Raw genomic sequence first — 24,867 nt, forward strand, 5'->3', positions numbered from 1 at the left:
TCTATTGTAGGCCCGCCGCGTTGAGCCCGCTGGTCCGCTGCGACATTCTGTCTATTGCGGTCTGCGTGTCACTTGCGATGCGTCACTTGCCGTTGCCGAGCGCGGCTTCGTAGAGCGTCAGGTCGGCCGTGGAGAAACAGCAGAACGTGATCTCGTCGAGACCCATGCCGTGCTCGCGCGCCATGCGCACGGCAATCGGCGCGGCCAGTTGCGGTGGGAAACCGTACACGCCGGTGCTGATACACGGAAATGCGATGGTGCGCACGCCGTGCTGCCGGGCAAGCGCCAGGCTGTTGCGATAGCAGGCAGCCAGCAACGTCGCCTCGTCCTGCCGGCCGCCGCACCAGATCGGGCCGACGGTGTGGGTAACGTAGCGCGCGGGCAGGCCGAAGCCTGGCGTGAGCTTGGCCTCCCCGGTGCGGCAGCCGTGAAGTGCGCGACACGCCTCCAGCAGTTCCGGCCCGGCGGCGCGGTGGATGGCGCCGTCCACGCCGCCTCCGCCCAGCAGCGAGCTGTTGGCGGCGTTGACGATGGCATCGCAGTCGAGCGTCGTGATGTCGCCGCGCAGGGCTCGCAGGGTGGTGGTCAGGGGAGGCATGGCGCTGTCCTTGGGGATGAGGCGGCGGTCTCTGTCCGATAATAGGCCGCTGGTGACCCAATAAAACAAGACGGAGGCGGCGTGGTAGTCACAACAACGGCAGGTTGGCGGAATGGTTTAGGCGTGGCGATGTGCGTATTGCTGATGGCGTGTTCGCCCAAGTACGACTGGCGTACCGTGCACTCCGACGAGGGCGCTTACATCGTCGACTACCCAGCCAAGCCCACCGCCGAGGCCCGCCCCGTCACCATCAACGGCCAGCGCCTGCCGATGACCATGCAGGCCGCCAGCATCGACGGCACGCTGTTCGCCATCGGCGTGGTGGTGTTGCCGGCGGATGATCCGGCCTGGCGCCAGCAAGCGGTGGATGCGCTGCGCGCAGGGCTGTCCGCCAACCTCAAGGGCAACGTGGCCGTGCGCGACATCGCCGTGAAGACGGCTGCGCAGCCACCGTTGTCCCTGCCGGCCGTTGAGCTGGTCGCCCAGGGCGCCGGTGGTGACGACCCCGCACCGCGTCGCCTGACCGCCCGCGTGGTCGCCACCGGCAAACACGCCTACCAAGCAGTCGTACTGGAATCGGGCGATGCCGCGCGGGATGTGCGCCAGCAGGAGCAAGTCGACCAGTTCCTCGCCAGCTTCCATCCCTACTAGTTCGACCGGTGCCCGCCGAAGGTCAGGGTTGTGGCTTTCTGCCGGAGAAGACCAGGAAGCTTGCCGCAGCGAGCACCCAGACAGCGATGCCGCCGTAGAGCATGATCCAGCCGAAGCCGTGCACTAGCGCCGCGCGGCCAATGGCCTCCACTGCCTCTGGGGACATGGGTACCCCTGCACTAGCGGCAGCATCATGCAAATTCCCGGACGCGATACGGTTGGCCAGCGCGCGCCAAGACACCGTATCGGCCGGTGTGGCCAGTACGGTTTGCAGGTGTCGCAACACGCCTTGCACCAGCAGAAACCCCATCAAGGCAATGTTGATGGCCAGAGAGATCATGCGGGCGCTCATGTCGATGCCTGACGCCATACCCGCGCGGGCGCTCGACACCGAGCCCGTGGTGGTGTTGGTCACAGGCGTATTGGTGATGCCTAAGCCCGCGCCAGCCAGCAGGCAGCCTGGCAGCACGGTCAGCCAGCTCGCCTGATCGATGCTGCTGCCGGCAAGCATCAGGAAGAACCCCAGCCCGATGACGAACAAGCCGACAGGAATGACGATGCCCGGTCGGTAGCGCAACGCCAGCCGCTCGCCGATGGGGGGGAACACCAGCGTCGGCAAGGTATAGGCCAGCAGCGACACGCCTGCGGCCGCCGCGCCTTGTCCCAGCGCACTCTGGAAGTAAATGGGCAGATAGATGATGAACGGCCAGAAACTGAAGTTCATGCCCGCTGAGCCAAGTAACGCGCCCGAGAAGTTGCGCACCCGGAATACCGAGAAGTCGAACATCGGGTGCGCGGCGCGCATTTCCACGACAAGGAACAGCACGAAGCTGGTGGCACTCGCCACGATAGTGCTCAGGGCGGAAGCACTACCGAATCCCGTGTCGGCGCCCTGCGTCACGAAGTAGGCAAGCCCCAGCACCGTGAGGGACAGCGTGACGATGCCAGCCAGGTCCAATCTTCTTGTGTGCGGATCACGCGATTCGCGCACGCCAACGATGGCCAGGCCGAATGTCAGCGCCGCGATGAAGACATGCACCCAGAAGACCCACTTCCAGCTGGACATGGCGACGATCAGGCCACCGATCAGGGGTCCGAACCCGAGTCCGACGCCGAAGACGACCCCCCAGGCGCCAAACGCTTTGCCGCGTTCGGCGCCTTCGGGAAACTGGTGCGAGAGGATCGCCACGAGGCAAATGAGCATCGCGCCACCACTCGCGCCTTGCAAGAAGCGGCTGGCGATCAGGATGGGCGTATTCCACGCCAGGCCGCACAGCAGCGAAGCGATGCCAAACAGCGCGATCGTGTAGAGAAATACGCGCTTGCGGCCATAGCGGTCCGCCAGCGTTCCCGTGGCCATCAATACCGCGGTGCAGGCGATGGTGTAGGCATTCATGATCCACTGGATGCCGCTGAAATCGCCCTGCAGCACCACTTCAAGCGTGGGCAGGATCACCGGCACGCTGGAAATCTCCAGCCCGAACATCAGGGCGGCCAGGCACACGGCCAGTAGCGCCACAGTGTTGCGCGCGGCAAAGGGATGGTCTGTCTGCGGCCGGGATGGCTGCTCGATGTCATGCGCCTGCATGGCTGTTTCACTCCGAGATTTAGGAAACGGTGTCTGGCTTCCTACACCGCAGCACAGTCTATGGGAATAAATTTCCCGTATTGGCCTAAAAAATTCCCATATAGTGATCCTTGAGGGAATCAATTGGGGTAGCAATGCAAGACAAGCTGGATGGGGTTGCAACGTTCGTGCAGGTCGTCGAAGCGGGCGGATTTGCGCCCGCAGCGGAGCGGCTCGGCCTGACGCGCTCGGCCGTTGGTAAGGCGATTGCCCGTTTGGAAGCGCGGCTCGGTGTCCGACTGCTCCAGCGCAACACACGTCACCAGGTCCTGACGGCAGAGGGGCAGGGATACTACGAGCGCTGCGTGCGTGCGCTAACGGAACTGGATGCTGCGGAGGCCGACCTCGACAACGGCCGCGTGGAGCCCACGGGTCGACTGCGGGTGAGCGTGCCCGAAGCCTTCGGGCATCTGTGCGTCGCGCCGATCCTGCTTGGGCTGACGCGCCGCTATCCGCAACTGCACATTGATCTATCGTTCAGTGATCGGTACGTGGACCTGATCGAAGAAGGCTTCGACCTTGCCGTCCGGATCGGCACACTGCAGGACAGCGGTGCGCTGGCGGCCCGACATTTGGGGACGCAGCACGTCGGCATCGGTGCGTCTCCCGCCTATCTGTCGCAACACGGCATTCCAGGCAGCCTGGAGGCGCTGGATGGGCACACCGGGATCACCCGGTCTCACTCGGGTGTCATCACGCCGTGGGACGCACAAGCTGCCGGTGACGACGCCCAGCGACTGGGTGTACGGGCGCAGATCAGTATGGATGACGTTCAGGCAGTCGCCGCCGCCGCCGTCGACGGCTACGGTCTGGCCTGGCTACCGAGTTGGCTGCTGGCCAGATACGTACAGCGCGGAGAATTGGTTCCAGTTCTGGAGAGCTACCGTGTTCGCTCCCAGGAAATCCATGCGGTATGGCCGCAGGTGCGCCATCTGCGCTGCAAGACTCGGGTTGCCATCGATGCGCTCGTAGCCCATATCCCAGCGCTGATGAATCCGCGAGCAGTTGACGATCCCGTCTAGGCACGGTGCTCAAACAATTAGGCTCAAGCGCGCCGGCCGCAGCCGGTGCACAATCGTCGTCTTCCGCTTTGCCGCTCCACATCACATCACGGGGAACCATCATGACGTTGCAAGTCTGGCTGGCGTTTTTTCTGGCCGCCTGGGTAATCGCCATTTCGCCAGGGTCGGGCGCGATCCTGTGCATGAGCCACGGCCTGACGCATGGCGTGCGCCGCACGTCGGTCACGATTGCCGGGCTGGAGCTGGGCATCGTGGTGATCCTGTTCATCGCGGGTGCCGGGCTGGGCGCGCTGTTGATTGCATCTGAGCACGCCTTTACGGCCATCAAGATCGTTGGCGCGATGTATCTGATCTATCTGGGCATCGTGCAGTGGCGCACGCCCATCCAGATCAACAAGCCGGCCGAAGGCGAACCGGTCAAGGTTTCCGGCAGCAGCGCGCATCGTCGCTTCCTGGTCGGTCTGCTGACCAACCTGACGAACCCGAAGGGCATCCTGTTCATGGTGGCCGTGCTGCCGCAGTTCATTGATCCGGCCAAGCCGCTGCTGTCGCAGTTGGGCATCCTGGCGGCCACGATGGTGTTCGTCGACCTGATCGTCATGCATGGCTATGCGCTGCTGGCCTCGCGCGCGCAACGCCTGTTCCGCAATCCGCGTGCGCTGCGCTGGCAGAGCCGCTTCTTCGGCGGCATGCTGATGAGCATCGGGGCTGCGCTGTTTTTCGTGAAGCGTCAGACCAACTGATTGGCGGTCACCCCGTATCACCCCTGCACGCCCCTGCATTCCGGCAAAGGAGCCCCTCATGACATTTCAGGTCTGGCTGGCGTTCTTCGTTGCGACAACCGTCACGGCCATCGCGCCCGGTTCCGGCGTGATCTTGTGCATGAGCCATGGCCTGACGCACGGCATGCGTCGCACCTCGGTGACGATTGCGGGGATGGAGATCGGGATGGTCGCCATCCTGTTCGTGGCGGGTGCAGGGCTGGGCGCGGTGCTGGTGGCCTCCGAGCACGCCTTCATGGCGGTCAAGATCGTCGGCGCGTTGTATCTGATCTATCTGGGCGTCATGCAGTGGCGCGCGCCCATCCGGATCGGCCAGACCGCAGAAGGTGAATCAGGGCAGGCGTCAGGCAGCAGCGCACGCCGCCGTTTCCTGACCGGGCTGCTGACCAACCTGACGAACCCCAAGGGCATCGTGTTCATGGCGGCCGTGCTGCCGCAGTTCATTGATCCGGCCCGGCCGCTGCTGCAGCAACTCTGCATCCTGGCGGCAACCATGGTGTGTATCGACCTGGTGGTCCTGCATGGCTATGCGTTGCTGGCCGAGCGTGCGCAACGCGTGTTTCGCAATCCGCGCGCGCTGCGTTGGCAGCGCCGCGTGTTCGGCGGCACGCTGATGGGCCTGGGTGCCGCGCTGTTCTTCATGAAACGGCAGACTGCCTGATCTTCAATGCGCCTGTGGGGCTGGCCGCGCGCCGAGCCCCGCACGCGCAATCACCAACGCGCCGACTGGCGCTACCGCAAACAGCAGGAACAGCCAGCGCGATGCGGTACCCAGATCCGGTGCCGGGCCGGTCGTGCCCAGCGTGTTGAGCACCACCCCGCCCAGCGCTGCCCCCAGCGCCGTCGCCACCAACTGCACTGTCACGATCGACGCCGATGCGCGGTCATGGTCTTCTGCCGGCGCTGTCGTCATGATCCGGTTGCCCAGGTGCGGCCATACAACGCCCACGCCCAATCCCACCAACGTAAGCGCAACGATGATCAGCGCGGTGATCCACAGGTTGCCCGCGCCCATCGGCACCAGCGTCGCCAGCACCAGCAGGCCCAGTGCGCACGCCCATGGCGCCACGCGGATCACGCGCGTGACCGACGCCTCGCGCAACGCAGCGCTCAGGATGGCGCCCAGCGTCCAGCCGGCCGACGCCGTGGCGGCGATGTAACCGGCCATCAGCGGGCTCTGCCCGTGCAGCCGCTGCAGGAACAGCGGCACGAAGATCTCCGTGCAGGTGACCGTGACCGCCAGCAGCGCAGACACGCCATACAGCGCGGCGAGCGCGGTGCGGCCCGTGTACGCATCAGCGGGCAGGATGCGGCGCGATGAGCGCATCTCTACGCGGCGGATCGCCAGCAGCGTGACGGCGGCTGCGATCAACCCGAGTGCGCCCAGCCAAGGCGTGTCGCTGACGCTGGCCCACGACGCTGCCACCACGGCAACGGCCAGCAGCACGAGCTGACGTGCAGGCACCGGCGTCGGACGTTCTGTCTGCGCGCTCGCCGGTTTCAGCACGACCACAGCTGCCGCCGCCGCCAACGCGATCAGCACGACCAGCGACCAGAAGGCCAGCCGCCACGTCGCGTACTGCGCAAAGATGCCGCCCACCGCCGGCCCGAGCAGGGTCGCAATGCCCCACATGCCCGAGAGCAGCGCCAGCGCGCGCGGCCACAACGGTTCGGGCAGCACGCTGCGCATCAGCACATACGGCGCCGACAGCAGGACGCCACCGCCCAGCCCCTGCAGCACGCGGCCCACCAGCAGCACCGGCATGGTGGGCGCCAGCGCGCACAGCGCTGAGCCACCGCCGAACACCGCCGCGCCCAGCAGGTAGGCGCCACGCGGCCCGATGTGTTGAATCACCTGCGCCGCCACCGCCGCCCCGGTGATCGACGCGACGATGAACAGCGTCGTATTCCACGCATAGAACGCCACGCCGCCAATGTCGTCGACCACGCTCGGCAGGATCGTCGTGGTCAGGTAGAGGTTGATGGCGTGCAGCGCCACGCCGGCGGCCAGCACCAGCACGCGCAGTGCGTTGGCACCGCGAAACAGATCGAGCCACGAGGCATCGTCTGCGGTAATCGAGGGTGAACTCATCTTGGGCTCCAGCAAGGGAATGGGGCAGATACCTGCAAGACGCGGCGGCCAGGTTGTCTGTGACAACCGGCTTGCGTTGCGTCGCCCGGTATCGCACTATCTTGGCGTCAAGATAAAAACGAGTTGTCTCGACGTCAAGATAACCACCGCTGGAGGAAGGGAGAATGGACCGTGCTGCACAGGCCGTCGAACAATGGAATCGCGAGCGCCCGGACCTGGATGTCAGCTCGATGCTGCTGCTCGGGCGCCTGGGCGAGGCGGCCCTCATCATTGCGCGTGAACGGCTGAACCCGCTGTTCGCGGATCACGGCATGCAGCCCGGCGAGTTCGACGTGCTCGCCACCCTGCGCCGCAGCGGCGCGCCCTATGCGCTCACGCCCACTGCGCTGTACGACGCGACGATGATGTCCTCAGGCGGCATGACCAACCGTATCGATCGCCTGCAGCAGGCCGGCTGGGTCGAGCGCCGGCCGAATCCGGAAGACGGCCGTGGCACGCTTGTCGCGCTCACCAAGACGGGGTTTGCGTTGATCGACAAGGCCGTCAGTGCGCATGTTGAGAACCAGCGCGCCGTGCTCTCGGTGCTGACAGACGCGGAGCAGCGGCAATTGGCGAAGCTGCTGGCGAAGTTGATCGACGGGCAGCGCGCGGAGGAGCGCTAGTCCGCCTTCACTCCGCGCCGATACTGAATCGCCTCGCCCACGTGCACGGCGTCGATCTGCTCATCGCCGGTCAGATCCGCGATGGTGCGGGCGAGCTTGAGCACGCGCGCATAGGCGCGGGCGGACCACGAGAAGCGGGTCATGGCGTGGCGCAGCAAACCGTCGGCGGCATCGGTGCGGGCGCAGTGCAGATCGATCTCGTGACCGGCCAGCAGCGCGTTGCGTTTGCCTTGCCGCGCGAGTTGTCGTGCATGTGCGGCTGACACACGTTCTGCCACGTCGACGGTCGGCTCGCCCGGTGGGCCGTCGAGCAACTCTTCCTGCGAGGGCGTTGGCACCTCGATCTGCACGTCGATGCGATCGAGCAGTGGGCCGGAAATGCGTGCCTGGTAACGCTCCACCTGATCCGGCGTGCAGCGGCACGCGCGCAACGGATGGCCGCGATAGCCGCACGGGCATGGGTTCATCGCGGCAATCAGTTGAAAGCTGGCAGGGAAGTCGGTCTGGTGTGCGGCGCGCGAGATCGTGATGTGGCCAGTCTCCAGCGGCTCGCGTAGGACTTCAAGGACGCGGCGCTCGAATTCGGGGAGCTCATCGAGGAAGAGCACCCCCTGGTGCGCCAGCGAAATCTCGCCGGGCCTCGGCGTGTTGCCACCGCCCACCATCGCAACCGCCGATGCCGTGTGGTGTGGCGCCCGGAACGGCCGCACCTTCCAGCGCTTGGCGTCGAAACCGCGCGTGGTCAGGCTCATCACCGCGGCGGCAGAGAGCGCCTCGTCATCGCTCATGTCCGGCAGCAGCCCGGGAAAGCGCTGCGCGAGCATTGATTTTCCGGTGCCCGGCGGACCGATCATCAGCATTGAATGGCCGCCCGCCGCTGCGACCTCCAAGGCACGCCGCGCCTGCGGCTGGCCCCGCACGTCCGACAGATCGGGATAGCGGATGTCCGCATCGACCGGCGCCGGCAACGCGGGCGCGAGCTTGCGGTCAGGCGCGCTGAGGTGGTCGCACACCTCGATGAGCGTGCGTGCAGGCAGGACCTTGGTGCCGCTCACGAGCGCGGCTTCGGCGGCGTTCTCGGTAGGTAGCACGAAGGCGCGGGTGAGCGGCGCTTCGCCATCTGCGGATGCGGGGTTGCGCGACAGCGCATAGGCCATCGCCAGTGCACCGCGAATCGGCCGCAGGTCACCCGAGAGCGATAACTCGCCGGCAAACTCGTGCGCATCCAAATGCGTGTGCGGAATCTGTCGGCTCGCTGCCAGGATGCCCAACGCAATCGCCAGGTCGAAGCGGCCGGATTCTTTGGGCAGATCCGCCGGCGCCAGATTGACGGTGATGCGCCGCGCCGGAAACTCGAAGCGGCTGTTCTGGATGGCCGCGCGCACGCGGTCCTTGCTCTCTTTCACCTCGGTATCGGGCAGGCCGACGATGGTGAACGAGGGCAACCCATTCGCCAGGTGCACTTCCACCGACACCGCCGGTGCGTCGATGCCTGACAGCGCGCGCGAACGCAGGACGGCGAGGCTCATCGCGGCGTCCTCCGATTGACATGACAAACGGAACAGAGGGCGGGGCATCGGTGCATGGTGTGTCGGTGTGCAGCGTGAGAGGAACCTGCCACTGTGCCAGCCACGTCATGTCGTCATATCAGCCTGCATTCAAATTTGACGCGTCGTCTGAATGCAAAAAAAAAACCGGAGCACGTGGCTCCGGTCTTGTTGTCGGCAGATCAACTCAGGGGAACGCGGGCATCGCCGAATCCTCGCCGCTGAAGCGGCCTTCGGGATGCGTGTTCTGCAGCAAGGCGCGCACTTCGGGCACGCGCGAGCGCGGTACGTCCACCATCAACAGGATCTGCCCATCCTCCACCGCCTGCTTGAACGGTTTGAGGCGGCTGTTCGGCACGGAACTGCCGATCATGCTGGAGGCCCAGGCGCCAAACAGCGCGCCGACCACGGTTGTGATGCCGACCATCCCCCACTGCGGCCCTTCACCGATGATCGGGAACAGCGCGGCCACCACGCCCGCCGCCACGCCCGCACCACCGCCGATCACCAGCCCGTTCTGGGTGGCGTGGACGATGTCGGAAGTCTGGAGCAGGTTGGCCTCGTGCAGGCCGGTGAGGTCGGCGCCTTCCTTGGCGACGAAGTGGATGTGGCGCTCGGTGATGCGCGCCAACAGGAGGTCATTCATGACACGCCGGGCGCTGGCGACGTCCGGCAAGAGAAAGTAGAGGCGATGCTGCATGATCTTCTCCTCAAGCGCTGTTGCGCGTGCGTCTTAAGGACGTTCTAGATCAGTTCGCCAGCCGCAACAAGGCGGCGCACTCAACTTTTCGCTGTGCGCCGCAGCATGGGTGCGGCGGCGGGCACAGCGGAGGACGGCGCCTGCACCCGACGTGATGCCGGACGCTCGCGTATTCGCGTATTACTGACCAGTGCTTGCCGGCGCAGCTGTTTTGAGCTGCGCTTCGAGCGCGGCCACGCGCGTCTCCAGCTCTTCCAGGCGGGCGCGGGTACGGGCCAGCACCTGCGATTGCACGTCGAATTCTTCGCGCGTCACCAGATCGAGCTTGGAGAAGCCCTGGGTCATCATCGCGCGCACGTTCTTTTCGATGTCGGCGGCCGGCGAGTTGCGCAGCGCCTCGGTCACGCGGTTCTGGAAGTCGGTAAAGAGATCGGTGGGTTTCATTGAGGTTCTCCGAGGGTCGTGCTGCCTGCGCCAAGCCGGTGCATGCACCGCTTTTGTGCGCTGGAATTGCCGTGCCGTGGTGCGCGCAGCGGCACAAGACGCGTGGTTTCGGTGCTGCAGGCGTGGATGCTACCCGTTGAGCGCTTCCAACTCCACAAATCCTGGCAAGTCTCGCTGCGATGCGGCATTGCCGGCGTCATCCAAACGGGGACAGATTCAGTGCCGACAACCCCACAACATCAGGCTGCGCCGAGCGGCACGGTGTTGAAATCACTCTATCACATGGCTTTTAGCGCGCCATGACGGGCTGAGGCGGCATCAGGCAGATCCGCCTGCGGCAACCGTTGGCGGGCGGTGCGCATCACGCGGGGCGATCCGTCCCCAATTTCTCTCCCGCCACGTACCAAGCGTGGCGCGGCATCACGGTCGAGCATTCCCTCGAACTTCACTACATCGACATGGCATGACAGTTGCAGAACAGGTGCGACTTTTTTCACGTTTCCGCGTTTCCACGTTCCATTCCGTTCTGTTGCGACTTTCTAAAGGGGGAGAGCCGTTATGAAGAAATTTGCGTACGCAGCCAGTGTGGTGTTGTTGACCGGTGCCGCCGCCGGTATCACTCAAACCGCCATCGCCCAGACTGCGCCCGCCGCGCCGGCGGCCGATGCACCTGCCGCAGCACCCGCTCCGGCGCCTGCACTGACCGCCAACCTCACGCTGGCCAGCCAATACCGCTATCGCGGCATCATGCAGACCAACAACAAGCCTGCCATCCAGGGCGGCTTTGACTACGCCATTCCGGGCGGCGGCGTGTTGCCCGAGGGCTTCTACATCGGCAACTGGAACTCGTCGATCAGCTGGCTGAGCGATTCCAACTCGAGCGTGTCCGCACCGATCGAGATGGACTTCTACGGCGGCTACAAGACCGAGATCGTCAAGGACGTGCCCATCGACGTGGGCGTGCTGCAGTACTACTACCCGGGCAGCTATCCCGACGGCTTCACGCGCCCGCATACCACCGAAGGCTATGCGCAGATCGGCTACGGCCCAGTCACGTTCAAGTACTCGCACGCGTTCTCGAACCTGTTCGGCACGCCCGATTCGCACCACAGCCAGTACTTCGACCTGTCGGGCAACTTCGACACTGGCTTCTGGGGCCTGACGCTGAACCTGCATGCCGGCTACCAACAAGTGCCGCACCAGGCTGTGCGCGCCTCGTATGCCGACTGGAAGGTCGGCGTGACGAAGGACTTCGGCAGTGGCTGGACGGCGTCGCTGGCGTACATCGATACCAACGCATCGAAGGCGTTCTACACCAACACCCGCGGCAACTACATGGGCAAGGCCACGGCGCTGCTGTCGGTCACCAAGACTTTCTAACAAACGAGGCGAAGCGGCGCCCCACGGTGCCGCCATTCGAGGAGGAATCCAGCATGAAACTCATCATGGCTGTCATCAAGCCGTTCAAGCTCGACGAGGTCCGCGAGGCGTTGTCCGAAGTGGGTGTGTCGGGCATCACCGTGACGGAGGTCAAGGGCTTTGGGCGCCAAAAGGGCCACACGGAGCTGTACCGTGGCGCCGAGTACATCGTCGACTTCCTGCCTAAAGTGAAGATCGAAGTGGCTGTGCCCGACGACGTGGTCGAGCGCGCCGTCGAAGCCATCGAAAAATCCGCGCGCACCGGCAAGATCGGCGACGGCAAGATTTTTGTCGCCGACGTCGAGCAAGTCATCCGTATCCGCACCGGCGAGACCGGCGGCGACGCCCTATAAGCGCCGAATAGCCAAAATCAGCCAAGGAAGAGGTCAAGACATGAAAACCTGGTTCACACGATTCCTGACGGCGGGGGCCGTCGCTGCGGTGCTTGCAGGCGCCGTGATGTCCGCGCCGGCGGTGGCGCAAGACAAGCCGGCGGCATCGGCACCGGCTGCTGAAGCCGCTGCACCGGCTGTCGCTGCAGCTGCATCGGAACCGGCCGCCGCGCCGGCTGCGGCCGCTGCAGCACCCGCCGCCGCTGCCGCACCTGCGGCTGCCACGCCTGTGCCCAACAAAGGCGACACGGCCTGGCTGCTGATCTCCACCGCCTTCGTCATCCTGATGACGCTGCCGGGCCTGGCGCTGTTCTACGGCGGCCTGGTGCGCAAGAAGAACATGCTGTCGGTGCTGATGCAATGTATGGGCATCTTCTCGCTCATCATCATCCTGTGGGCGGTGTACGGCTACAGCTTCGCGTTCACCGAGGGCAATGCCTTCTTCGGCGGGATGGACCGGCTGTTCCTGAAGGGCCTGACGCCGGATTCGGTAGCTGCCACCTTTAGCAAGGGCGTGGTGGTGCCGGAGTACGCGTACTTTGCGTTCCAGGGCGCGTTTGCCGCGATTACCTGTGCGCTGATCATCGGTGCCTTCGCCGAGCGTGCAAAGTTCTCGGCCGTGCTGCTGTTCGTGGTGCTGTGGTTCACCTTCAGCTACCTGCCGATCGCCCACATGGTCTGGTTCTGGCCGGGTCCGGATGGCTTTACCGATGCCAAGGCCGCTGAGCTGATGACGTCCAAGTCGGGCTGGCTGTTCCAGAAGGGCGCGCTGGACTTCGCCGGCGGTACCGTGGTGCACATCAACGCCGCTGTGGCGGGTCTGGTGGGCGCCTTCCTGTTCGGCAAGCGCATCGGCTTTGGTCGTGAAGCGCTCAAGCCGCACAGCCTGACGCTGACCATGGTCGGTGCCTCGCTGCTGTGGTTCGGCTGGTTCGGCTTCAACGCCGGTTCGGCCCTGGAAGCCAACGGCAGCGCCGCGCTGGCCTTCGTCAACACGCTGCTGGCCACCGCCGCAGCCGTGCTGTCGTGGAGCTTCGGTGAGTGGATCGGCAAGAGCAAGCCGTCGATGCTGGGTGCAGCATCGGGTGCTGTGGCTGGCCTGGTGGCCATCACCCCGGCGGCCGGCTTTGTCGGCCCGATGGGCTCGATCGCGCTGGGCATCATCGCCGGCCTGCTGTGCCTGTGGGGTGTGAACGGCCTCAAGCGCATGCTGGGCATGGACGACACGCTGGACGTGTTCGGCGTGCACGGCGTGGGCGGTATCCTGGGTGCACTGCTGACCGGCGTGTTCGCCTCGCCGAGCCTGGGCGGCACCGGCATCTACGACTATGTCGCCAACAAGGTGGCTGACGGCTACTCGATCGGCGGCCAGTTGTGGATCCAGTTCCAGGGCGTGCTGACCACGGTCATCTGGTCGGCGGTCGTGGCCTTCATCTCGTACAAGATTGTCGATGCGGTCGTCGGCCTGCGCGTGCCGGAAGAAGAGGAGCGCGAAGGTCTGGACATCACGTCCCACGGCGAGACTGCATACGAAGACTGAGCGCCTACGAAGACTGATCGTCTGCTTGATGCTGCGAAAGACCCGGCCTCGCGCCGGGTTTTTTGCTGCGCCGCGTTTCAAACAGCGAAACGCTTGCCTGGCGCGAAGTCCGAGCCAGAATGGTCTTAACTCCGATGTAAAAAACCTTCAATTGCCTGTCGTTATGCGGACGCTTACATTGCAGACGTGGTTTCCTCCACCTGCAGAACGCTCCCCGTATCTGTCAGGCTATTCCCCAAGCGCGGCAGCCCCGCGCTTTTTTTTGTCCGCGTTTTCTGTGTGGTTTTGTGCGTTGCCGCACACCTCCCCTTGCGAAACCGTCCATTGACCGCATATCGATAGCCCGCTGTCGTCTGCAAGCTATTGCCTGTTCCTCTACAATCGGAGCGGGCGATAAATTACATCAATAGGATAGGAAGGGTATGGTTCCGCACCTGATCACCGCGCTGAACGGGCCGCTGCTGGAGCTCGAGCAGAAGATTCTTGACGCCACGCCCGCCATCGAACGCTGGTTCCGCCTGGAATGGCAGGAACACACGCCACCGTTTTACTGTTCCGTCGATTTGCGCAACGCCGGCTTCAAGCTCGCGCCGGTCGACACGAACCTGTTCCCGGGCGGCTTCAACAACCTGGCGCCTGAGATGCTGCCGCTGGCCGTGCAGGCCGCCATGGCGGCCATCGAAAAGATCTGCCCGGACGCCAAGAACCTGCTGCTGATTCCCGAGCGCCATACGCGCAACATGTTCTATCTGCAGAACGTGGCGCGCCTGTCGCAGATCATGCGCCAAGCCGGGCTCAACGTGCGCCTGGGTTCGCTGTCCGAAGACATCACGGAACCGACCCCGATCGACCTGCCCGATGGCCAGCGCCTCGTGGTCGAGCCGATCTCGCGCATCGGCACCAAGGGCCGCCGCCTGGGCATGGAAGACTTCGATCCGTGCTCGATCCTGCTGAACAACGATCTGTCAGCCGGCGTGCCGCCCATCCTCGAGAACATCAACGAGCAATACTTGCTGCCGCCGCTGCACGCGGGCTGGTCGCAGCGTCGTAAGACCAACCACTTTGCCGCCTATGACGAAGTGGCCAAGAAGTTCGCCAAGCTGATCGACATTGATCCGTGGATGGTCAACCCGTACTTCACCAAGTGCAGCGGGCTGGACTTCCACGAGCGCGCCGGCGAGGAAGAGCTCGCTCATGCGGTCGAGACGGTGCTCAAGAAGACTGCCAAGAAGTACAAGGAATACGGCGTGACCGAGACCCCGTACGTGGTGGTCAAGGCGGATGCCGGCACCTACGGCATGGGCGTGATGACCGTGCGCGATCCTTCCGAGGTCAAGGGCCTCAACCGGAAGGAGCGCAACAAGATGAGCGTGGTCAAGGAAGGCCTGGAGGTCTCCGAGGTGATCGTGCAGGAAGGCGTGCACACCTTCGAGAAGATCAACGAGGCCGTGGCCGAGCCGGTGGTCTACATGATCGACCGCTATGTGGTTGGCGGGTTCTACCGGGTTCACACGGGCCGCGGCGTGGACGAGAATCTCAACGCGCCGGGCATGCATTTCGTGCCGCTGCCGTTTGCGTCGAATTCGTTGCCGGACAGCCATGCCAAGCCGGGCGCCGGCGAGCCGAACCGCTTCTACATGTATGGTGTGGTGGGCCGCCTCGCTTTGCTGGCCGCGTCGCTCGAGCTCGAGAAGACCGACCCGAACCCGCTGATCTGATCAGCCGTACCAAGCTGTAGAGGGAATCGCCATGCGCATCCTGTTCATCGTCGATCCGCTGTCGACGTTCAAGATCTACAAGGATTCCACCTTCGCGATGATGCGCGAGGCGACGGCGCGCGGCTACGCCATCTACACGTGCCTGCAGTCGCAACTCACGCTGTCGGGCAACGTGGTGGAAACTGTTGCCACGCCCATCGCCCTGACGGGCAATGAGGAAGATGGGCAGGAGTGGTATCGCGCAGGGGACCCGCGCCTGCTGCCGCTCACCGGCTTTGACGCCGTGCTGATGCGCAAGGACCCGCCGTTCGACATGGAGTACGTCACCAGCACGTGGCTGCTGGAGATTGCCGAGCGGCAGGGCGCGCGCGTGTTCAACAAGCCGCAGGCGATTCGCGATCACTCCGAGAAGCTGGCGATTGCGCAGTTTCGCGAGTTCACCGTGCCGACTATCGTGTCGCGCGATGCCAAGCGCCTGCGCGACTTCCACGCCGAGCAGGGCGACGTCATCTTCAAGCCGCTCGACGGCATGGGGGGCGCGGGCATCTTCCGCGTCGGGCCGGACGGTATGAACCTCGGTGCGGTCATCGAAACGCTCACTGACAACGGCGCGCGCACGATCATGGCGCAGCAGTACATCCCCGCCATCCGCGAGGGCGACAAGCGCATTCTGCTGATTGGCGGTTCGCCGGTGCCGCATTCGCTGGCGCGCATTCCGATGGCCGGCGAAGTGCGCGGCAATCTGGCTGCCGGCGGTACGGGGAAAGCGCAGCCGCTGACCGAGCGTGATCAGGTGATTGCACATGCACTTGCACCGGTGCTCTGGCAACGCGGCCTGCTGCTGGTTGGTCTGGACGTCATCGGTGACTACCTGACCGAGGTCAACGTCACCAGCCCGACGTGCTTCCAGGAGATCACCCAGCAGACCGGCTTCAACGTGGCCGGCATGTTCATCGACGCGCTGGAGCGGGCTGCCGGCAAGACCTCGGGCGGATTGGGCCGGAAATCGGCCTAGGCAGGTGGCATGGCCCCTCTGGCGGGTGTCCTCCGCTCGGGGGAGTTAGGCCACATCTGCGCACAATAGCCCCAAACGGCCCTGATACAATCGGTGTCACACTGATTCGCTTTTCGATCATGGCAGGGATTCTGATCATCGCTCATGCGCCGCTGGCCAGCGCACTGCGCGATTGCGCTGCACACGTGTATTGCGGCCAGCCCGAGCGGCTGGGTGCAATCGACGTCCTGCCCGATGCCGAACCGGCCGCCGTGCTGGCCCAGGCGCGCGCCAAACTCGCGGAACTGGTCGAGGACAACGGCGCGCTGGTGCTGACCGACATCTTCGGGGCAACCCCCGCCAACATCGCTTCGCGCCTGGCTGATCCGGGCCGCGTGCGCGTGCTGGCCGGCGTGAACCTTCCGATGCTGGTGCGCGCCATCTGCTATCGCACCGAAAAACTCGAACAACTCGCTGCCAAGGCCCTGGCCGGCGGCGCGCAAGGCGTACTGCAGGTCGGCTCGACAGCCGTTCAGAACCAGGTTGCCAACCATCCGGACAAATATGCTGCAGAGGGATATCACCATCATCAATAAGCTCGGGCTGCATGCCCGCGCTTCCGCCAAGCTCACGCAGCTCGCCAGCAAGTTCGACAGCCAGATCAAGATGTCGCGCAACGGCCGTCAGGTCGACGCCAAGAGCATCATGGGCGTGATGATGCTGGCCGCGGGCATCGGCTCCACCGTCTCGCTGGAGATCGAAGGCCCGGACGAGCAGGCTGCCATGGACGGGCTGGTCGGACTCATCAACGACCGCTTCGGCGAGGGTGAGTAACCCCAACGAGTCACCCACAACGCAACGCAGTTCTCGGCCAGCGTCTCTATGCCATTCACCCTGCACGGCATTCCGGTTTCGCGCGGCATCGCCATTGGCCGTGCCCACATGCTGGCGCGCGCGGCACTGGATGTGTCGCACTACCTCGTTGATGAAGACAAGCTAGACGCCGAGGTCGAGCGCCTGCGTTGCGCACGGGCTGCCGTGCGCGGCGAACTGGTTGCGCTCAAGCGCGATCTGCCCGCTGATGCGCCCGAAGAGATGGGCGCCTTCCTCGACGTGCACGCGATGATTCTTGACGACGCGTTGCTCTCGCAGGTGCCCGAGACGCTGATCCGCCAGCGCCGCTACAACGCCGAGTGGGCGCTCACCACGCAGCTGGAAGAGTTGATCCGCCAGTTTGGCGAGATCGAAGACGAATACCTGCGCGAGCGCAAAGCCGACATCGAACAGGTGGTCGAGCGCATCCTGAAGGCACTGGCTGGTGCGCCCGCGCTGGCGCCTGCGCCGGTGGCCGTCGGCTGCGATCCGGACGCCGGCATGATTGTTGTCGCGCACGACATCGCCCCGGCCGACATGCTGCAGTTTCGCGGGCAGACCTTCGCCGGTTTCGTGACGGACCTGGGTGGGCGGACGTCACACACTGCCATCGTCGCGCGCAGCCTGGACATTCCGGCAGCGGTGGGCGTGCACAACGCCAGCGCGTTGATCCGACAGGACGACGTCATCATCATCGACGGCGATACCGGCATCGTCATCGTTGATCCGAGCGTCGCCATTCTTGAGGAATACCGCCATCGCCGCAGCGAGGGTGAGCTGCAGAAGAAGCGCCTCGAGCGCCTGCGCCACACGCCCACCGTCACGCTCGACGGTACGCAGATCGACTTGCTGGCCAACATCGAGATGCCGGAGGATGCGGCTGCCGCCGTAAAGGCCGGCGCCGTGGGCGTGGGGCTGTTCCGCTCCGAATTCCTCTTCATGAACCGGCGCGGCGCGCTGCCCGATGAGGAAGAGCAGTTCCGCGCGTACCGCACCGCAGTCGAGTCGATGCAAGGCCTGCCGGTGACGATCCGCACGATCGACATCGGCGCCGACAAGCCGCTCGACATCCGCGACGACGTGTTCGAGACTGCGCCCAACCCGGCGCTGGGCTTGCGCGCGATTCGCTGGTCACTGTCGGAGCCGGCGATGTTCCTGACGCAGTTGCGCGCGCTGCTGCGGGCGTCGGCCTTCGGACCGGTGAAGATTCTCGTGCCGATGCTCGCGCACGCCCGCGAGATCGACCAGACGCTGGATCTGCTCACGCGCGCCAAGGCCTCGCTCGACGCAGATGGCCTGGCCTACGATCCGACCGTCAAGGTCGGCGCCATGATCGAGATTCCGGCCGCCGTGCTGATCCTGCCGGTGTTCCTGCGCCGCATGGATTTCCTCTCGATCGGTACGAACGACCTGATCCAGTACACGCTGGCGATCGACCGCGCTGATAATGCGGTCGCGCACCTGTACGACCCGCTGCATCCGGCGGTGCTGCAACTGATCGCGCGCACCATTCGCGAAGGGCATCTGGCGGGCAAGCCGGTGTCGGTGTGCGGCGAGATGGCGGGTGACTCGGCCATGACGCGCTTGCTGCTCGGCATGGGGCTCACCGAGTTCTCGATGCATCCGTCGCAGTTGTTGAGCGTCAAGCAGCAGATTCTGCGCTCGGACCGCCCGCGTCTGATGCGCGAGGCTGACCGCCTGCTGCACGCCTGCGAACCCACTGAAATCGAGGACGCACTGGGTGCGCTGGCTCGCGCCTGAGCTGCTGATTTTTTAAGCGCCGGCCCCAATCGACTGTCGTGCCGGCGCATCGCCCGTCTCAGGGAAAAATCCCCACTAAGTGATTGAAATTGCACGTCTTTCCGTGAAAAGACGGCTTGCGCGCACCCGCATATCCATGCCGATTGAATGGGGTAGAACAAGAATTGTTCTCATTACCATTCTCTGTTATTCTGGTCTCACAGCGCGTTTTGAGCGCTGCGGAGGAATCCCGTGTACGTCTGCATCTGCAACCAAGTGACCGACCGCGAAATCCATGGCGCCGCCCGTCTGGGTGTGTCGACAATGGACGAACTCGCCGAGACGCTGGGCGTCGGCACCTGTTGTGGACAATGCCGGGACTGCGCCAAGCAGGTGCTCGCTGAAGCCGTGAGCTGCATCCCCGTTGATCAGGTGTTGGGCCGCGCAAGCACGCATGCCATAATCGAGCGTCGCGACGAGCCCGTTGCCAACGATCAGGCCATCTCGGCCAGCGCGTTGGCTGCCTGACCCCCGTTTTCCCGTTTCTCGTTTTTCCTGATTCGCCGCGATCTGCCGCCCGGGCTGCATAGCCTCGGTGGCATTTGTTGCTTGGGTCAGCACAGGGCTCGCTTTGAGCGGACGCGTGCGTGCGTCCATCACCGCAGTTGCACTTTGCTGGAGCCCCAAGAATGAAAGGCGATAAGAAGGTCATCCAATATCTGAACGCCCAGCTCAAGAACGAGCTGACCGCGATCAATCAGTACTTCCTCCATGCGCGCATGTATGGCCACTGGGGGCTCAAGCGCATCGGGGACCACGAGTACAAAGAGTCCATCGGCGAGATGAAGCATGCCGATCGCCTGATCGAGCGCATCCTGATGCTCGAAGGCCTGCCGAACCTGCAGGACCTCGGCAAGCTGATGATCGGCGAGAACACCCCGGAAATGCTCGAGTGCGATCTGAAGCTGGAGAAGGCCGCGCACACCACGGTGGTCGAAGCCATCGCGCATTGCGAGTCGGTCAAGGACTACGTTAGCCGCGAGATTTTCGTCGACATTCTGGACGACACCGAAGAGCACATCGACTGGCTGGAAACGCAATTGGAGCTGATCGACAAGGTCGGCATCCAAAACTTCCTGCAATCGCAGATGGAGGCGGACAGCGAGTAAGCCTCGTTGATCGGCAAAGAAAAAGGAGGCCTTGGCCTCCTTTTTTTTGTTGTCGGCGTTTGGCGAACTAGTGCGTACCGCCGCAGACCGGGCACGACGGCTGACGCGCCACGCGCATCGTCGTCCATTCCATCGACAGGCCGTCGAGCATCAGCAGGCGCCCGGCAAGCGAGCGTCCAATGCCGGCGATCAGCTTGAGCGCCTCGGCTGCCTGCACCGTGCCCACCATACCGACGAGCGGCGAGAACACGCCCATCGTGGCGCATGCCACATCCGGTGCCGGTTCATCGGGCGGGAACAGGCAGGCATAGCAGGGGCCGCCGGCGCGGCTGTCGAACACGCTGATCTGCCCATCGAAGCGAATGGCGGCGCCTGACACCAGCGGCACGCCCGCACGCACGCAGGCAAGGTTGGCCGCCTGGCGGGTAGCGAAGTTGTCGGAGCAGTCCAGCACCACGCTGACGTTATTGAGCAGTGCGCCGATGGCATCGGCATCGAGCCGGCGCTGCACGGCGTTGACCTGCACACCGGGGTTCAGCCGTGCGATGGCGGCCCGTGCTGATGTCACCTTCGGCTGCCCAACCGACTCGGTGGTGTGAATGATCTGGCGCTGCAGGTTGGTCAGGTCCACCGTATCGTCGTCGACGATGGTGAGCGTCCCGACGCCCGCAGCCGCCAGGTAGGGCAGGGCCGCCGCGCCGAGCCCCCCTGCGCCGATGACCAGCGCATGGCTTCCAAGCAGGCGCGTCTGCCCCTCGATGCCGATCTCGTCGAGCAGGATATGGCGGGAGTAGCGCAGCAGTTGGTCGTCGTTCATGGCGGTGCAATGAAAAAGGCCGTGCAGTGCACGGCCTCGTAAGTTTGCCAGTGTTTGCCGGCCGGTGTCTTAACGGGCGCCGCTCGGCTCAGGGGCCGGGATCACGCCGCTGGCCGGAACGTTGGGCTTCGGTGCTGCCGGTTTGGCCTTGGACTTGGCATCGCTGCTGTCCTTGGCTGCCGGCAACTTGGCCGGCTTGTCCGACGTTGCCACCGCTTCGAGCACCGACTTCGAACGCTTGACCGGCTGACCGCGCAACTCGTTGACGGCCTGTTGCAGCATGAAGTCGTCGGCCGAACCGAACTCGATCGGCTTCTTGTTGCGTTCCTTCTCGCGCTGCTCGGGCGTCTTCTTGGCGTTTTCTTCTTCCAGGCGACGCAATTCTTCAACGCGGCGCTTTTCGCGCTCGGTCATCTCGCTCTCTTCCGACTCCTGCTTGTTGTGCAGGTGGCGCTCGGTGTCGATCTCGCGGGTGATCAGCGCGTCGTCCGGGTCGCCATCGGGGTTCTGGTCGACCGGAATGTCCGGACGTACGCCCCAGGCCTGGATCGACTTGCCCGACGGTGTGTAGTAGTACGCGATGGTCAGCTTGATACCGGTGTCGTTCGACAGCGGACGCACCGTCTGCACCGAACCCTTGCCGAAGGTCGTCTTGCCCATCGTCTTGGCGCGGTGGTGATCCTGCAGCGCACCAGCCACGATTTCCGATGCCGATGCCGTGTACGCGTTGGTCAGCACGATGATCGGCACGGTCTTGAACTCGGGGTCCAGGCCAGCCAGCGGGTCGGCGTCGAAGTTGCTCAGGCGGTAGTTGGCGAAGGTCGCCTTGTACGTGCGCTTGGCGTCCGGCACCTGCCCGTTGGTCGAGACCACGGTCACATCCGGCGGCAGGAATGCGGCGGACACGCCTACAGCGGCTTGCAGCACGCCGCCGCCGTTGTTGCGCAGATCCAGGATCAGGCCCTTGAGGTGGGCATCCTGTTTTGCCAAGTCATTGAGCTTCTTGGCCAGGTCCGGCACGGTGCGTTCCTGGAAGCTGGTGATACGCACCCAGGCGATACCGTTGTCCAGCATCTTGGCCTTGACCGACTGCACCTGGATCTCAGCACGGGTGATGGTCAGCGGGAAGGTGCGCTCTTCCTTCTTGCGATAGATGGTCAGCGTGACCTTGGTGCCCGGCGCACCGCGCATGCGTTTCACAGCCTGCTCGAGCGGCATGCCGCGCACCGGCTTGTCGTCGATACGGGTGATCAGGTCGCCCGGCTGCACGCCGGCGCGAAAGGCGGGGGTGTCTTCAATCGGGTTGATGACCTTGACCAGGCCTTCTTCCTGCGAAATCTCGATGCCCAGACCGGCGAAGCGGCCCTGGGTGCCTTCCTGCAGTTCCTGGAAGTCCTTCTTGTCGAGGTACGCCGAATGCGGGTCAAGGCTGGAGACCATGCCCTTGATGGCTTCGGTCAGCAGTTTGTCGTCGTCCACCGGCTCGACGTATTCGCGCTTGATCTGGCCAAAGATATCGGCCATGAGCCTGAGCTTTTCCAGCGGGAGCGGCCCGACCGTCGCGTTTTGCGCGGTGGCGGAGAGCTGGAGCGTCGCCAGCACCCCGGTGACGAGGCCGATGGCGATCAAGCTGATGTTCTTGAGCGAAGTTCGCATGTGTCGAGCGTGGACGTGGGAACAGTAGATAAACATGACCCGGGATGGCTCGCGCACATCCCGGGCTACAGGCTTCGACAGTATAAAGGCGTTGGAGTGCCAAACGCCGCGTTACGGTTTATTTCGCCTTGCCTTGGCTGGCCACGGCTGCGAGGGATGCGGCAATCGCTTCCTGGTCGCCGAGGTAGTAGTGGCGGATCGGCTTGAGGTTGGCGTCCAGCTCATACACAAGCGGCGTGCCATTGGGGATGTTCAGGCCGACGATGTCCGCGTCCGAAATGCCGTCCAAGTACTTCACCAGCGCGCGGATGCTGTTGCCATGTGCGGCGATGACGACGCGCTGGCCGCTCTTGATGGCCGGAGCGATGGACTCTTCCCATAGCGGCATCACGCGCGCAACGGTGTCCTTCAGGCACTCGGTCAGGGGCACCTGCTCGCGCGACAGGCCGGCGTAGCGCGGGTTGCCGAAGGCGTCGTTCTCGGCGCCGGGCTCGAGGGCGGGCGGCGGCGTGTCGTAGCTGCGGCGCCAGACGAGGACTTGCTCGTCGCCGAACTTGGCGGCGGTCTCGGCTTTGTTCAGACCCGACAGCGCGCCGTAGTGGCGCTCGTTCAGGCGCCACTCGTTGCGGGTCGGGATCCACATCAGGTCCATTTCATCCTGCACGTGCCACAGCGTGCGGATCGCGCGCTTGAGCACCGAGGTGTAGGCCAGATCGAAGGTGAAGCCGGCTTCGCGCAGCAGGCGGCCGCCAAGGCGCGCCTGGGCGACGCCCGTGTCGGTCAGGTCGACGTCGACCCAGCCGGTGAAACGATTCTCCAGATTCCACGTCGATTCGCCGTGGCGGATGAGAACGAGCTTATGCATGACTGCCATGATGAGAAGTGAGAAAACCTGCGTGCGGTCTGCGCCGATGTGTCGTGCGTCATCGTGCGGCCGCCGAAACCGACTATTTTATAATGCCGCGGGCATTGGGCCCCCGAACTGTTCGGATGACACCCGCCCGACCCATCCAGGAAACCGATACCGTGAAGTTCTTCGCCGATTACAACAACCTCGCCCTGCTTGCCGTTGCCATCGTTTCGGGGCTGCTGCTGCTCTGGGCGCCCATCCAACGCCGCATCTCGGGTGGCGGTGGCGCCAAGGTGAGTGCCCCGGCGGCCACGCAGCTCATCAACCGCCGCAACGCCGTGGTGGTGGATGTGCGTGAAAGCGGTGAATACGCCGCAGGCCACCTGCCGCAAGCCAAGCATGCGCCGCTCGGCGAGTTGGAAGGCAAGGCAGCCGGCCTTGCAAAGAACAAAGAGACCCCCATCATCCTCGTATGCCAGACCGGCCAGCGTGCTGGGCGCGCGCAAGCAGTGTTGAAGCAGGCCGGTTACAGTGAGGTCTATTCGCTCGAGGGCGGATTGGCCGCCTGGCAGCAGGCCGGTCTTCCGGTCGTGAAATAAACAACGAGGTTTGAAGTATGGCGCACGTGGTTATGTACAGCACCACCGTCTGCCCCTATTGCGTGGCAGCGGAACGACTCCTGAAGCAGCGTGGTGTCGAGCAGATCGAAAAGATCATGATCGACCGTGAACCCGGTAGGCGCGAAGAGATGATGACGCGCACGAACCGCCGCACCGTGCCGCAGATCTACATCGACGATCGCCATATCGGCGGCTTCGATGATCTGTCTGCGCTGGACCGCGAAGGCGGGCTGGTGCCACTGCTGGCGGCCTGAACGCCATGCCAAAACGCCCGGTCTTGACCGGGCGTTGTACTTTTAGGCCCGCTCTCATGGTGGGCACCATTGCGTCATGTACCATACGCGTCTTGCGCGCGAGACCGATCCCGCTGCGCACTGACCACATATCTATCTGAAGGCGAGTCATGAGCGACCAGCAACAGCAGCAACCGGGCCAGGACGGCCAGCCGTTCTTCAACATCCAGCGCGTGTACCTGAAGGACCTGTCGCTGGAACAGCCGAACTCGCCGCACATCTTCCTCGAGCAGGAACAGCCGTCCGTGGAAGTGCAGGTGGACGTGTCCGCCTCGCAGCTGGCCGAGGGCGTGTTTGAAGTGGTGGTGATCGGTACGGTCACGACCAAGGTGCAAGAGAAAGTGGCCTTCCTGGTGGAAGCCAAGCAAGCCGGCATCTTCGACATCCGCAATGTGCCGGACGAGCAGATGGACCCGCTGCTGGGTATCGCCTGCCCGACCATCGTGTACCCGTACCTGCGCTCGAACATTGCCGACACCATCGGCCGTGCTGGCTTCCAGCCGATCCACCTGGCGGAGATCAACTTCCAGGCGCTGTATGAGCAACGCCTGGCCGCCGCCATGGAGCAGCAGGCGCAAGTCGGCGGCAACAGCGGTCTGGTGATGCCGGACGGCTCGAAGGCCACCCACTAAGTACAAGGCGCGCTGCGCCAGAAGCCCGC

The 24,867-nt window shown here is 64.3% G+C and carries 28 protein-coding genes; 18 read left to right on the plus strand and 10 right to left on the minus strand.

Features of this window, described 5'->3' with window-relative positions:
* Positions 1-82 precede the first annotated feature (82 nt).
* The gene (locus PI87_RS17365) at positions 83-598 is read right to left on the minus strand and encodes an O-acetyl-ADP-ribose deacetylase (protein ID WP_039598972.1); all 516 of its coding nucleotides are present in this window, start codon (positions 596-598) and stop codon (positions 83-85) included.
* A gap of 129 nt (positions 599-727) precedes the next feature.
* Between PI87_RS17365 and PI87_RS17370 the strand changes: the two genes are divergently transcribed.
* The gene (locus PI87_RS17370; protein ID WP_198139582.1) at positions 728-1,249 is read left to right on the plus strand and encodes a hypothetical protein; all 522 of its coding nucleotides are present in this window, start codon (positions 728-730) and stop codon (positions 1,247-1,249) included.
* Between the two features lie 22 nt (positions 1,250-1,271).
* Here the strand turns inward: PI87_RS17370 and PI87_RS17375 are convergent, their stop codons facing one another.
* Positions 1,272-2,837, minus strand: a complete 1,566-nt coding sequence (locus tag PI87_RS17375) for an MFS transporter (RefSeq protein WP_039598974.1) — start codon at positions 2,835-2,837, stop codon at positions 1,272-1,274.
* A 134-nt stretch (positions 2,838-2,971) separates the two neighbouring features.
* Between PI87_RS17375 and PI87_RS17380 the strand changes: the two genes are divergently transcribed.
* From PI87_RS17380 to PI87_RS17390, 3 genes are all read left to right on the plus strand, one after another.
* Complete coding sequence (locus PI87_RS17380; RefSeq protein ID WP_039598975.1) at positions 2,972-3,898, plus strand: LysR family transcriptional regulator; 927 nt, start codon at positions 2,972-2,974, stop codon at positions 3,896-3,898.
* A gap of 101 nt (positions 3,899-3,999) precedes the next feature.
* On the plus strand, positions 4,000-4,641 hold the full coding sequence (locus PI87_RS17385) for a LysE family transporter (protein WP_039598976.1): 642 nt from the start codon (positions 4,000-4,002) through the stop codon (positions 4,639-4,641).
* Between the two features lie 58 nt (positions 4,642-4,699).
* On the plus strand, positions 4,700-5,341 hold the full coding sequence (locus tag PI87_RS17390; RefSeq protein ID WP_039598977.1) for a LysE family translocator: 642 nt from the start codon (positions 4,700-4,702) through the stop codon (positions 5,339-5,341).
* Between the two features lie 3 nt (positions 5,342-5,344).
* Here PI87_RS17390 and PI87_RS17395 read toward each other — a convergent pair whose 3' ends face one another.
* Positions 5,345-6,772, minus strand: coding sequence for an MFS transporter (locus PI87_RS17395; protein WP_039598978.1), 1,428 nt, complete (start codon positions 6,770-6,772; stop codon positions 5,345-5,347).
* Positions 6,773-6,936: 164 nt separating this feature from the next.
* On the opposite strand from PI87_RS17395, the gene PI87_RS17400 reads away from it, so the two are divergent.
* Complete coding sequence (locus PI87_RS17400; RefSeq protein ID WP_039598979.1) at positions 6,937-7,434, plus strand: MarR family winged helix-turn-helix transcriptional regulator; 498 nt, start codon at positions 6,937-6,939, stop codon at positions 7,432-7,434.
* Here PI87_RS17400 and PI87_RS17405 read toward each other — a convergent pair.
* From PI87_RS17405 to PI87_RS29130, 4 genes are all read right to left on the minus strand, one after another.
* Entirely contained in the window at positions 7,431-8,963 is a 1,533-nt protein-coding gene (locus PI87_RS17405) for a YifB family Mg chelatase-like AAA ATPase (RefSeq protein WP_039598980.1), read from the minus strand. The two genes, PI87_RS17400 and PI87_RS17405, sit on opposite strands and share 4 nt — an antisense overlap.
* Positions 8,964-9,168: 205 nt before the next feature.
* Complete coding sequence (locus PI87_RS17410; RefSeq protein WP_021196334.1) at positions 9,169-9,681, minus strand: hypothetical protein; 513 nt, start codon at positions 9,679-9,681, stop codon at positions 9,169-9,171.
* A 180-nt stretch (positions 9,682-9,861) separates the two neighbouring features.
* Positions 9,862-10,125 carry an accessory factor UbiK family protein gene (locus tag PI87_RS17415; RefSeq protein WP_021196335.1) on the minus strand — a complete coding sequence of 88 codons (264 nt, stop codon included), beginning with the start codon at positions 10,123-10,125 and terminating at the stop codon, positions 9,862-9,864.
* Between the two features lie 278 nt (positions 10,126-10,403).
* Entirely contained in the window at positions 10,404-10,622 is a 219-nt protein-coding gene (locus tag PI87_RS29130; protein WP_157003163.1) for a hypothetical protein, read from the minus strand.
* 61 nt (positions 10,623-10,683) lie between these two features.
* Between PI87_RS29130 and PI87_RS17420 the strand changes: the two genes are divergently transcribed.
* From PI87_RS17420 to bfr, 10 genes are all read left to right on the plus strand, one after another.
* Entirely contained in the window at positions 10,684-11,505 is an 822-nt protein-coding gene (locus tag PI87_RS17420) for a TorF family putative porin (RefSeq protein WP_039598981.1), read from the plus strand.
* Positions 11,506-11,558: 53 nt separating this feature from the next.
* A complete protein-coding gene (locus PI87_RS17425; protein WP_039598982.1) occupies positions 11,559-11,897 on the plus strand; it encodes a P-II family nitrogen regulator in 339 nt (112 codons plus the stop codon).
* A gap of 40 nt (positions 11,898-11,937) precedes the next feature.
* A complete protein-coding gene (locus PI87_RS17430; RefSeq protein ID WP_039598983.1) occupies positions 11,938-13,476 on the plus strand; it encodes an ammonium transporter in 1,539 nt (512 codons plus the stop codon).
* A gap of 422 nt (positions 13,477-13,898) precedes the next feature.
* Complete coding sequence (gshA, locus tag PI87_RS17435) at positions 13,899-15,194, plus strand: glutamate--cysteine ligase (protein ID WP_039598984.1); 1,296 nt, start codon at positions 13,899-13,901, stop codon at positions 15,192-15,194.
* A gap of 31 nt (positions 15,195-15,225) precedes the next feature.
* The gene (gene gshB, locus PI87_RS17440) at positions 15,226-16,209 is read left to right on the plus strand and encodes a glutathione synthase (RefSeq protein ID WP_039598985.1); all 984 of its coding nucleotides are present in this window, start codon (positions 15,226-15,228) and stop codon (positions 16,207-16,209) included.
* Between the two features lie 119 nt (positions 16,210-16,328).
* Positions 16,329-16,784: a PTS sugar transporter subunit IIA gene (locus tag PI87_RS17445; protein WP_039598986.1), complete on the plus strand. Its 456-nt coding sequence runs from the start codon at positions 16,329-16,331 to the stop codon at positions 16,782-16,784.
* The gene (locus tag PI87_RS17450) at positions 16,753-17,022 is read left to right on the plus strand and encodes an HPr family phosphocarrier protein (RefSeq protein ID WP_039598987.1); all 270 of its coding nucleotides are present in this window, start codon (positions 16,753-16,755) and stop codon (positions 17,020-17,022) included. The genes PI87_RS17445 and PI87_RS17450 overlap by 32 nt, the downstream gene beginning before the upstream one ends.
* A gap of 48 nt (positions 17,023-17,070) precedes the next feature.
* Positions 17,071-18,822, plus strand: a complete 1,752-nt coding sequence (gene ptsP, locus PI87_RS17455) for a phosphoenolpyruvate--protein phosphotransferase (RefSeq protein ID WP_039598988.1) — start codon at positions 17,071-17,073, stop codon at positions 18,820-18,822.
* 231 nt (positions 18,823-19,053) lie between these two features.
* On the plus strand, positions 19,054-19,329 hold the full coding sequence (locus PI87_RS17460; protein ID WP_021196344.1) for a (2Fe-2S)-binding protein: 276 nt from the start codon (positions 19,054-19,056) through the stop codon (positions 19,327-19,329).
* 161 nt (positions 19,330-19,490) lie between these two features.
* Positions 19,491-19,970 carry a bacterioferritin gene (gene bfr, locus PI87_RS17465; RefSeq protein ID WP_039598989.1) on the plus strand — a complete coding sequence of 160 codons (480 nt, stop codon included), beginning with the start codon at positions 19,491-19,493 and terminating at the stop codon, positions 19,968-19,970.
* A gap of 67 nt (positions 19,971-20,037) precedes the next feature.
* Here the strand turns inward: bfr and PI87_RS17470 are convergent, their stop codons facing one another.
* From PI87_RS17470 to gpmA, 3 genes are all read right to left on the minus strand, one after another.
* Positions 20,038-20,787 carry a HesA/MoeB/ThiF family protein gene (locus PI87_RS17470; protein WP_039598990.1) on the minus strand — a complete coding sequence of 250 codons (750 nt, stop codon included), beginning with the start codon at positions 20,785-20,787 and terminating at the stop codon, positions 20,038-20,040.
* Between the two features lie 69 nt (positions 20,788-20,856).
* Complete coding sequence (locus PI87_RS17475; protein ID WP_039598991.1) at positions 20,857-22,443, minus strand: S41 family peptidase; 1,587 nt, start codon at positions 22,441-22,443, stop codon at positions 20,857-20,859.
* 118 nt (positions 22,444-22,561) lie between these two features.
* Entirely contained in the window at positions 22,562-23,308 is a 747-nt protein-coding gene (gene gpmA / locus PI87_RS17480) for a 2,3-diphosphoglycerate-dependent phosphoglycerate mutase (protein ID WP_039599185.1), read from the minus strand.
* 161 nt (positions 23,309-23,469) lie between these two features.
* Between gpmA and PI87_RS17485 the strand changes: the two genes are divergently transcribed.
* From PI87_RS17485 to secB, 3 genes are all read left to right on the plus strand, one after another.
* Positions 23,470-23,892 carry a rhodanese-like domain-containing protein gene (locus tag PI87_RS17485; RefSeq protein ID WP_039598992.1) on the plus strand — a complete coding sequence of 141 codons (423 nt, stop codon included), beginning with the start codon at positions 23,470-23,472 and terminating at the stop codon, positions 23,890-23,892.
* A 17-nt stretch (positions 23,893-23,909) separates the two neighbouring features.
* Positions 23,910-24,167, plus strand: a complete 258-nt coding sequence (gene grxC / locus PI87_RS17490) for a glutaredoxin 3 (protein WP_039598993.1) — start codon at positions 23,910-23,912, stop codon at positions 24,165-24,167.
* A gap of 149 nt (positions 24,168-24,316) precedes the next feature.
* On the plus strand, positions 24,317-24,838 hold the full coding sequence (gene secB / locus PI87_RS17495) for a protein-export chaperone SecB (protein WP_039598994.1): 522 nt from the start codon (positions 24,317-24,319) through the stop codon (positions 24,836-24,838).
* Positions 24,839-24,867 lie beyond the last annotated feature (29 nt).

The organism is Ralstonia sp. A12, assembly GCF_000801955.1.
Lineage (GTDB): Bacteria > Pseudomonadota > Gammaproteobacteria > Burkholderiales > Burkholderiaceae > Ralstonia.